The 406-nt window shown below is 64.0% G+C and carries 1 pseudogene; it reads right to left on the bottom strand.

The window, feature by feature from the left end:
* A pseudogene (locus HMPREF2975_RS10205) lies at window positions 1–406 on the bottom strand (GMP synthase (glutamine-hydrolyzing)); the annotation flags it as partial.

Genomic DNA, 406 nt, shown 5'->3' on the forward strand with positions numbered 1-406 from the left:
TACTCCCACTCAATCGTTGCCGGCGGCTTGCTGGTTACGTCCAGGACAACGCGGTTGACCTCGGGCACCGCGTTGGTGATGCGGTTGGAGATGCGGGCCAGGACATCGAACGGTACGCGCGACCAGTCGGCCGTCATGGCATCCTCGGACGACACGGGGCGCAGCACAATCGGATGGCCATAGGTGCGGCCATCGCCCTGCACGCCAACCGAATGCACATTTGCCAGCAACACCACCGGACACTGCCAGATCTCACGATCCAGCCCGGCAGCGGTCAGCTCTTCACGGGCAATCAGATCCGCGGCGCGCAGAATCTCCAGGCGTTCGCGCGTCACGTCACCAATGATGCGGATTCCCAGGCCAGGACCGGGGAACGGCTGACGCCACACAATGTTCTCCGGCACGC

It is taken from the genome of Actinomyces sp. HMSC065F12 (assembly GCF_001814535.1).
In the GTDB taxonomy this organism is placed as follows: Bacteria; Actinomycetota; Actinomycetes; order Actinomycetales; family Actinomycetaceae; genus Pauljensenia; species Pauljensenia radingae_A.